Here is a 7,384-nt window from a genome sequence, read left to right on the forward strand (position 1 = left end):
GCGCAGGGCCGCGCACACCGTACGCTGGCCGCGCGCCAGAATGGTGCCGGTCAGCAGCACCTGCGCGTGTTTCCATACGCGGGCATCGAAATGTACGGCGAACAACGCCAGCAGCGTGTTATAATCGTTTGGCAAGGTAAGGGTTTGACCGGAAATAACTTGCTCACTTTTTTGTGAGTGCCAGTTCGCGGGTGAATGGTGTAGTTGTAGTGCGGGCGAACATGAGGCCGCCCGAAATTGATCTGCGCTTTGTCCCGCACTGTGACCTTGAGACGGGTTTTGTATCTGCGTCTGTCCAAGTGAGCCCGACAACGCAAGCCGGACTCCGTTGTGGTGGTGCGAATGTACTTGAGCACCGTCTCGAAGCTGAGCAGCGGTTGCCCGGCCCAGTTGCGGCTAATCTGGCTGAACAACCGATGTTCGATCGGATTCCATTTGGAAGCGGCGGTTGGATAGTGCGTGACCGTAATGCTCAGACCGAACTCATCGGCCAAGGTTTGGAGCCCAGCTTTCCAGAGCCAGCAGCGATTGCCATTGGCACCCCCGCTGTCGGCTTCGATCAGCAGAGCAGTCGCCCTCGAGTAGTCATGGCGTCCAGCCGCTACCCACCAGGAGCGAATAGCGGCAATGGCGAAGGCCGGTGTTTCATGACTGGTGCCGACCGCGACATAACCCGCATTGCGTGTCGCATCATAGATGCCGTACGGAACTGCTTTGCCGCTCGCATCGCGCGCAAAGTCCGTGGACAACACGTCCAGTGGCTGTTGCCGCCAAGTGCGACCCGCGTTCCGAAACAAGCCGATGAGTTCTTTCTTTTTCGTATCGACGCTAATGACAGGCAGTTGTTGACGTTGGAACCGGCGGCGCTGGCAGGCGATATAGCGCATCTGTTCATCGCGCTGCGGGTCTTGCTTCCGGCTCAAACGCTTGCGATTGACGTGCTGCGTGTAACGTTGGCGTTGCAACAGACGACCGATCGTCGTGCGGCCCACGCGGAACTGGCGACGTAGCTGACAGGTCAGTTTGCGGATCGTCTTGCGGTCCATTTGAGACCGGTGATCGGATCACCTGCCGTCCCATCGACGAGCAAGTCATCGATCGCGCTCAGGATGCCTGGCTGTTTTTTTCGACCGGCGGGCGCCCGCCACCGGCATTGCGAATGGTGTCTTGGCGCTGGCGCGCGGGATGCTCAATTTCGCGCTTCCCGCGCCGAATGGTGTGGCGACTCAGTCCCGTGATGCGCGCCAGCAGTGACAGACTGCGCCGTCCGCGCTGAATCGCCAACAAACCGGCAAAGCGGCGCCGATTGCGTTCATCCAGCGTGAGGAGCACGCGATTGATCGCTCGATGTTGTTCGGCCACTCGGCAGCGCGGATGCTGCTGACAATCCAAGCAACCGCACCGATGGATCCGGCGGCGTTTCACTTTGCGCATCTCGGCTCAACCTCGCCACAACAGAGTTGAGCCAAGCATAACACAAACTGGGCAACTTATTTACGGTCAAAGTCTAAGCCTCGGTCCAAGAATTCTCTCCAGAACTCTTGATCAGCTTACCTTGTGTCATTTCAACGCGCAACAATGGACAAAGTCCAGCTTGGAATCTCGCCTCCTCCCAACGAAGTTGGGAGGAGCTCGGGGGGAGGGCAACGCCGCTTTCTTGTCGAGCCAGCATGCGTAACAAGCACCAGGGGGCCGGTTCAGAGCAAGCCGGCATTGGGAAGTACCCGTCCAAAGCCAAAATGAGAATTGCTGTGCCGTCGAACGGCTGCACAACGCGAATGGCGGTGCTGTGCTACAATGGGACGCGACCCACCTGGGAGGGGGGCATCCATGCGTAAGCATTTCACGCGCCTGTTCCTGGCGCTGCTCGCCGTACTGTTGGTGACCGCGTGCGCGGCCGAGCCGACCCGTTTGCCCGCACCGCCGACGCCCGAGGCGACCGCCGCGTGCCCCGTCACGGCGCCGAACGGCAAGACGCCGCCCGGCGAGCAGCCGTCGGCTGCGCACTACGGTAACGAGGCGCTCGTGACCGTCCTCTGGCCGAATGGCACGGTGCTTGTGCAGGCCGATCAGGTCGAGCGCGATGGTACGCTCGGCATGAAGTTCCCGTGGTGGCGGCTCATGCCCGGAGTGCTGAGCATCGAGGGGCGCCGGCTTGACGCGGTTGCCCCGCCGCTGCGCGCGCAAATCACCGACGGCTATGGCGACCGCGGCTTGCAGGCCACGCGCCTATTCTTTCCCGCGGCGGGTTGCTGGCAGGTCACGGGCAAACTGGGCGACGCTTCGCTCACGTTCGTAACGCGCGTGGTGCGCGCCGCTCCCTGACGAGTCGCCGCGCGCGCCGTTCACGGCGCGACCGGCAGGCGCGCCATGCGGCCCGTCGCGTAGTCGCGGATCAGATCGCGGTCGGAGTCGAACGCCAGCGGGGGCAGCGCGCCGTCTGCCGGAAACCATGCGACCTCGGTGATATCGTCGCCGGCGCGCAGCGCGCCGCCGACCGGTCGCGCCAGCAGATATACCGCGAAGAAGTGAAACGCGGGCGGCATGAACGCCGACTCGGCGTGCACAACCGCTTCGATCTCCACGACCAGCCCGGTCTCCTCGCGCACCTCGCGCCGCGCCGCCTCCAGCAGGTCCTCATCGAACTCGACGTAGCCGCTGGGCGTCGCCCACAAGCCGGCGGACGGCTCGCCGCTGCGCTCGCCGAGCACGACATGGCCTTCATCAGCGACCAGCACGGCGACCACTGGCGCGGGATTGCGGAAGCGGACGAAGCCGCACTGTGGGCATGCAGCGCGCGCCCGTCCGCCGATCTCGCGGCCCTCCAGCGGCGCAGCACAGCGAGGGCAGTAGCGGTAGCCGTCGGGCGCGGCTTGCCGGCGGTAGTCGTAGGTGGCGTATACGCTCTTCATTTGTGATGATCTCGCAAGTGACCGCACGGCTGGCCGTCGCGGTTGGGCGCATGGCGCGTGCCCATGTAAAATCAAGCTCATGATATCACTGGATCGGAGAACGTCATGCGTCGTCTGTTAGCCCCCGTGCTGGTTGTGCTCGGCCTGCTCTTGCTGTGTGGGGCGGGCGCGATCGTCGCCGTGCAAGCCAATGTGCCCGGCATGCTGTTTCCAACGCCGACCCCCACGGTAACCCCGACCGCAACGCCGACGCCGACGTTCACGCCCACGCCCACCAACACGCCAACCCCGACCGCAACTCCCAGCCCGACTCCCACATCGACGCCGACCGCGACGCCGACGCCGCTAAAGCTCACGATCAAGACCGAGCTGTCGTCAACCAAAGTGGGGCAAGGGCGGCCGGTCTTCGTGAAGGTGACGGCCAGCCGCGCGCTGGCATCGGCGTCCGCCACGCTCGACGATCGCACGATCGCGTTGTACCCGGTCAACGGCGTGTACTGGGGCGTGTTCTCTTTCTCGCGTGTGGCGGCGGCTGGGCCGCGCGCCATGGCCGTCAGCGCGCGCGATGCCGGCGGCCAAACGGCGTCCGATCGCGTGGCGCTGGAGGTGACGACCACGCAGTTCCCGTCCACGGAAATTGGCGCGGTGCCCACGGCCTTCGACCCAACCGACTTCGTCAACGAGCGCAATCTGCTGACGCCGATCTGGAACGCCGTGTCGCCGAAGCCGCTGTGGAGCGGCACGTTCCTAAAGCCAGTCAACGCGGTCATTACGTCGCCGTTTGGCGAGTTGCGCATCTGGAAGGACGGCAGCCGCGACTCGCACGAGGGCACCGACATGGACGGCCGGACCGGCGACCCGATCATGGCCGCCGCCGATGGCGTCGTCGTGCTGGCGCAGCCGCTGGTGGTGCGCGGCAACGCCGTTATCCTCGACCACGGGCTTGGCGTGCACTCCGGCTACTACCACATGTCGCAGATACTGGTGAAGAAGGGCGACACGGTCACGAAAGGTCAGGTCATCGGCAAGGTCGGCGCGACCGGCCGCGTGACCGGACCGCACCTGCACTGGGATGTGGTCGTCAACGGCTTCAATGTGGACGGGATGGAGTGGACGCTGAAGGATTACACGGTCAAGTAAGAAATCCCAAATCCCAAGCGCCAAATCCCAACAACCGTCGAGTTGGGTATGTTGATAATCGGCGGATTGAATGGCGAGGCATGGCATGGATGAACTGCTGGAGGTGGTTGTGGGCCGCCTGCTGTCGGCGCGTGGGCTGACGATTGCGACGGCCGAGTCGTGTACGGGCGGGCTGGTCGCCCACCGGCTGACGAATGTCGCGGGGAGCTCGAACTACCTGTTGGGCGGCGCGGTGACGTACTCAAACGGCGTGAAGCAGAACCTGCTTGGCGTGCCGGCCGAGACGCTCGTCACCCACGGCGCGGTGAGCGAGCAAACGGCGCTGGCGATGGCGCAGGGCGCGCGGCGGCTGTTCGGCGTGGATATCGCCGTGTCGACGACCGGCGTGGCCGGGCCGGGCGGCGGCACGCCGCAGAAACCGGTCGGCCTGGTGTTTATCGGCCTCGCCGCCGAAGGCTACGCCACAGTTGAACAGCATGTCTGGCCGCACGACCGCAGCGGCAACAAAGAGGCGTCGGCCGAGGCGGCGCTGGCGCTTGTGCGGCGCTATTTGGAATCCGGCGGTGCTTCGTCTCACGCCGATGAAGTCGACGCCGAGCCAACGCTGGCCGAGGTCGATGTCGCGGCCGATGGCGCCGTGCGCCCGCAGGCGTTCATGTGGCGCGGCGCGCGGCAGAACGTGACGAGCGTCGGCCGCCAGTGGGTGGACGACGCCGGGCGTCACGTGCTCGTGATGACAGCGCGCGGGACATACGAACTGATCGGCGCGCTGGCGTGGCATGTGCGGCCGGTCAGCAGCAACCCGGCGGTGGCATGACGACCGCGCAAGCTCCGCAAACGCTTCGCGCCGCCTGGGCCGTCCGCATGGGCGCGCCGCTTGACGTGTTCGAGCATCCGGGTACCCACGTCAGCATAAGCGCCGAAGTGCGCGCCGATCGGGTTCACCTGTACCGCACGCCCGATGCGTCGCTGATCGTGCTGCCGGAAGGCGCGGCGGGCGACGCGCCGGATGTATTCGCACAAGCGCCCGCGCACGCCGCGACCGCGCGCGACGTGGCTGCGCTGCTGCCGGCGATGCGGCTCGGCGCGCGCTGGCGTGACCGGATCTACGAACTGCCGGCCGCGCAGGCTTCCGGCTTCGATCATGTCAGCATCCATGCGCTCGACGCGAGCGACGCCGATGCGTTTGCGACGTTCGCCAACGCGTGCCCGGAGACCGACCGGCGCGCGGGGCAGGTGAACCTGGACGATCCGCTCGTCATCGGCTGGTGGGAGCGCGAGCGCCTGCTCGGCGCGGCCAGCCTGCTGTATCCGGTCCCGGCCGTGGCCGACATCGGCATCCTGGTGCACCCGCAGGCGCGGCGGCGCGGTATCGCCGTCCATTTGGTGCGGCAGATCGCGTGGCTGGCCGCGCGCATGGGCAAGCTGGTGCAGTACACCGCGCCGGAGCCGAACGTCGCCTCGACGGGTGTGGCGGAGCGCAGCGGCTTTGCACTGGCGCTGCTCGAAGAGGGCTTGCAGACCGATTGGTAGTGCGAACTCCGTAGCTTACTCGCCGCTTATGCCGTCTTAATCCTCCTATCAGCGCAACCGGCTATTGTCTTATCGCCCTGCACGCGCCGGACTGCATAGCCTGGCGCGCCTCGTTCGGGCCATCATCAACACCCGTTGCATCTTTGGAGGAGTTTACGTGACCACACCCAAACCATCGAATCCGGGCCGGCGTCTGCCCTGGGGCGGCCTTCTGATCGGCCTTGTCGTCGGGGCGCTCGGCGTGCTGTTCCTCGTCGTTGCGGTCGGCATGCCGTTCGCGCTGGGGCATCGCAACGATCTGCCGCTCGAGAAGCTGTACGGCGATGCGGCGGTCAGCATCGCGTCGATGCAGGGCGGCAACCAGACCAACCCGGTGGCAAACAACCCGCGCGCGATCGAGAACGGCCGCGTGGCGTACACCGGTTCGTGCGCGACCTGCCACGGCGTGGCCGGCGACGGCAAGGGTATGTTCGGTGAGGGGTTGTACCCGCCGGCCAGCAATCTGCGCGCGCACGACACGCAGGAGAAGAGCGACGCGCAGTTGTTCTGGATCGTCAAGAATGGCCTGTCGTTTGCAGGCATGCCCGGCTTTGCGGCCCAGTATGATGACCAGAACATCTGGGCGCTGGTGGCGTATACACGCAGCCTCGGCAAATCGAACGCGCAAGGCGCGCTGGTCGTGCCGACGCCGACGACCGAGCAACTGGCAAAGGCCGACCCGGCCGGCGACGCGGCGGCGCGCGGCGCGGCGGTCTACTTCGCGCAGGGCTGCCAGTTGTGCCACGGCGCGATTGGCAATGGGCCCGGCGAGCTCGGCCTGCGCGGCGGCAGTCGCGAGGCCCAGCAGGTCGTGCGGCGCGGGCGGCCCGGCATGCCGGCCTACGACGCGAGCCAGATCAGCGACGCGCAGTTGAACGATATGATCCAATACCTGAACACGTTCCCGCGCGGCCGCGGGTAGGGCAGTTGTCCGAGCGCACAAAAAACCGGAGCACGGTCGATTGACCGTGTTCCCTGTTGCTCCAATTTGCATTGGGTCGGCGTCAGAACTATGGTGAAATTGCACGTGTGCGTGTTTGACAACCGTTCGTCGATGCACGTTGCCGAGGGAGGCAAATAATGGTTATCACCGTGCTTGAAGCCCAGGTAGCGCCGGAGCAATGGACGACCCTGGAGCAGACCTACAAGGACGCCGTGAAGGCGCTTGACCCGGGATTGGTGCAGACGTTCCTGCTGCACAACCTGAAGAACGCGAACACCTGGCAGATCGTGACGGTCTGGGAGAGCCGCGAGGCACTCGACGCGATGCGCAACTCCGGCCAGACGCCGCGCGGCGTGCTGATCTTCCGCGCGGCCGGCGCGGAGCCGGCGCTCAGTGTCTTTGTGGTGCCGGCGCACAGCGGGTAATGCGAGCAGGCGGCGCAAAACACAACACCGCACCGGTCGTGGAGACTGACGCAGTGCGGGATAAGCTCCGCCTTGCTGGTGTCATGCTGAGCGCGAAGGTCCTATTCTCAGCCTATTGCTGGCTTTGCGCGCGAAGCATCTGAAGCGCTTGAGTCTAAAGCGTTTCTCGGAATGATCTGATACGGCACCTATGAGCGTCATTGCGAGCCCCCGCAGGGGGCGAAGCAATCTCAGTTTCTGGCGCGTCGGGATTGCTTCGTCGGCTTCGCCTCCTCGCAATGACAGGTCGCGTATCGGTTGTTTCTGGAAAACGCTCGAGAGCATTTTGCAGAAACATCGGGCACGCCATGCGGTTCGCCGGGTAGGGGCAGGTCTTTGACCTAATTGTCATA

9 protein-coding genes are annotated in these 7,384 nt (G+C 65.1%); 6 read left to right on the forward strand and 3 right to left on the reverse strand.

Going from position 1 to position 7,384, the window contains the following annotated elements; all coding sequences use genetic code 11:
* Positions 1–50: 50 nt before the first annotated feature.
* The gene (locus HZB53_20760) at positions 51–1,046 is read right to left on the reverse strand and encodes an ISAzo13 family transposase (protein MBI5880088.1); all 996 of its coding nucleotides are present in this window, start codon (positions 1,044–1,046) and stop codon (positions 51–53) included.
* Between the two features lie 58 nt (positions 1,047–1,104).
* Complete coding sequence (locus tag HZB53_20765) at positions 1,105–1,434, reverse strand: hypothetical protein (GenBank protein ID MBI5880089.1); 330 nt, start codon at positions 1,432–1,434, stop codon at positions 1,105–1,107.
* Positions 1,435–1,830: 396 nt separating this feature from the next.
* Here HZB53_20765 and HZB53_20770 point away from each other — a divergent pair, with 396 nt between their 5' ends.
* Positions 1,831–2,325, forward strand: a complete 495-nt coding sequence (locus HZB53_20770) for a hypothetical protein (protein MBI5880090.1) — start codon at positions 1,831–1,833, stop codon at positions 2,323–2,325.
* 20 nt (positions 2,326–2,345) lie between these two features.
* Here the strand turns inward: HZB53_20770 and HZB53_20775 are convergent, their stop codons facing one another.
* Complete coding sequence (locus HZB53_20775; protein ID MBI5880091.1) at positions 2,346–2,912, reverse strand: NUDIX hydrolase; 567 nt, start codon at positions 2,910–2,912, stop codon at positions 2,346–2,348.
* Between the two features lie 105 nt (positions 2,913–3,017).
* On the opposite strand from HZB53_20775, the gene HZB53_20780 reads away from it, so the two are divergent.
* From HZB53_20780 to HZB53_20800, 5 genes are all read left to right on the forward strand, one after another.
* Positions 3,018–4,052, forward strand: a complete 1,035-nt coding sequence (locus HZB53_20780) for a M23 family metallopeptidase (protein ID MBI5880092.1) — start codon at positions 3,018–3,020, stop codon at positions 4,050–4,052.
* A gap of 85 nt (positions 4,053–4,137) precedes the next feature.
* Positions 4,138–4,869, forward strand: coding sequence for a nicotinamide-nucleotide amidohydrolase family protein (locus HZB53_20785; GenBank protein ID MBI5880093.1), 732 nt, complete (start codon positions 4,138–4,140; stop codon positions 4,867–4,869).
* Positions 4,866–5,585 carry a GNAT family N-acetyltransferase gene (locus HZB53_20790; protein ID MBI5880094.1) on the forward strand — a complete coding sequence of 240 codons (720 nt, stop codon included), beginning with the start codon at positions 4,866–4,868 and terminating at the stop codon, positions 5,583–5,585. Before HZB53_20785 ends, HZB53_20790 begins: the two co-directional genes overlap by 4 nt.
* Positions 5,586–5,742: 157 nt before the next feature.
* On the forward strand, positions 5,743–6,546 hold the full coding sequence (locus tag HZB53_20795) for a c-type cytochrome (protein ID MBI5880095.1): 804 nt from the start codon (positions 5,743–5,745) through the stop codon (positions 6,544–6,546).
* Positions 6,547–6,716: 170 nt separating this feature from the next.
* Positions 6,717–6,992 carry an antibiotic biosynthesis monooxygenase gene (locus HZB53_20800; protein MBI5880096.1) on the forward strand — a complete coding sequence of 92 codons (276 nt, stop codon included), beginning with the start codon at positions 6,717–6,719 and terminating at the stop codon, positions 6,990–6,992.
* The last annotated feature ends 392 nt before the right edge of the window (positions 6,993–7,384 follow it).

The organism is Chloroflexota bacterium, from assembly GCA_016235055.1.
In the GTDB taxonomy this organism is placed as follows: Bacteria; Chloroflexota; Anaerolineae; order JACRMK01; family JACRMK01; genus JACRMK01.

What these genes read in the sequence shown, in the direction of transcription:
- HZB53_20770 (MBI5880090.1), top strand. Translation starts at nt 1,831, where the DNA reads ATGCGTAAGCATTTCACGCGCCTGTTCCTGGCGCTGCTCGCCGTACTG.
- HZB53_20780 (MBI5880092.1), top strand. Translation starts at nt 3,018, where the DNA reads ATGCGTCGTCTGTTAGCCCCCGTGCTGGTTGTGCTCGGCCTGCTCTTG.
- HZB53_20785 (MBI5880093.1), top strand. Translation starts at nt 4,138, where the DNA reads ATGGATGAACTGCTGGAGGTGGTTGTGGGCCGCCTGCTGTCGGCGCGT.
- HZB53_20790 (MBI5880094.1), top strand. Translation starts at nt 4,866, where the DNA reads ATGACGACCGCGCAAGCTCCGCAAACGCTTCGCGCCGCCTGGGCCGTC.
- HZB53_20765 (MBI5880089.1), bottom strand. Translation starts at nt 1,434, where the DNA reads ATGCGCAAAGTGAAACGCCGCCGGATCCATCGGTGCGGTTGCTTGGAT.
- HZB53_20775 (MBI5880091.1), bottom strand. Translation starts at nt 2,912, where the DNA reads ATGAAGAGCGTATACGCCACCTACGACTACCGCCGGCAAGCCGCGCCC.
- HZB53_20760 (MBI5880088.1), bottom strand. Translation starts at nt 1,046, where the DNA reads ATGGACCGCAAGACGATCCGCAAACTGACCTGTCAGCTACGTCGCCAG.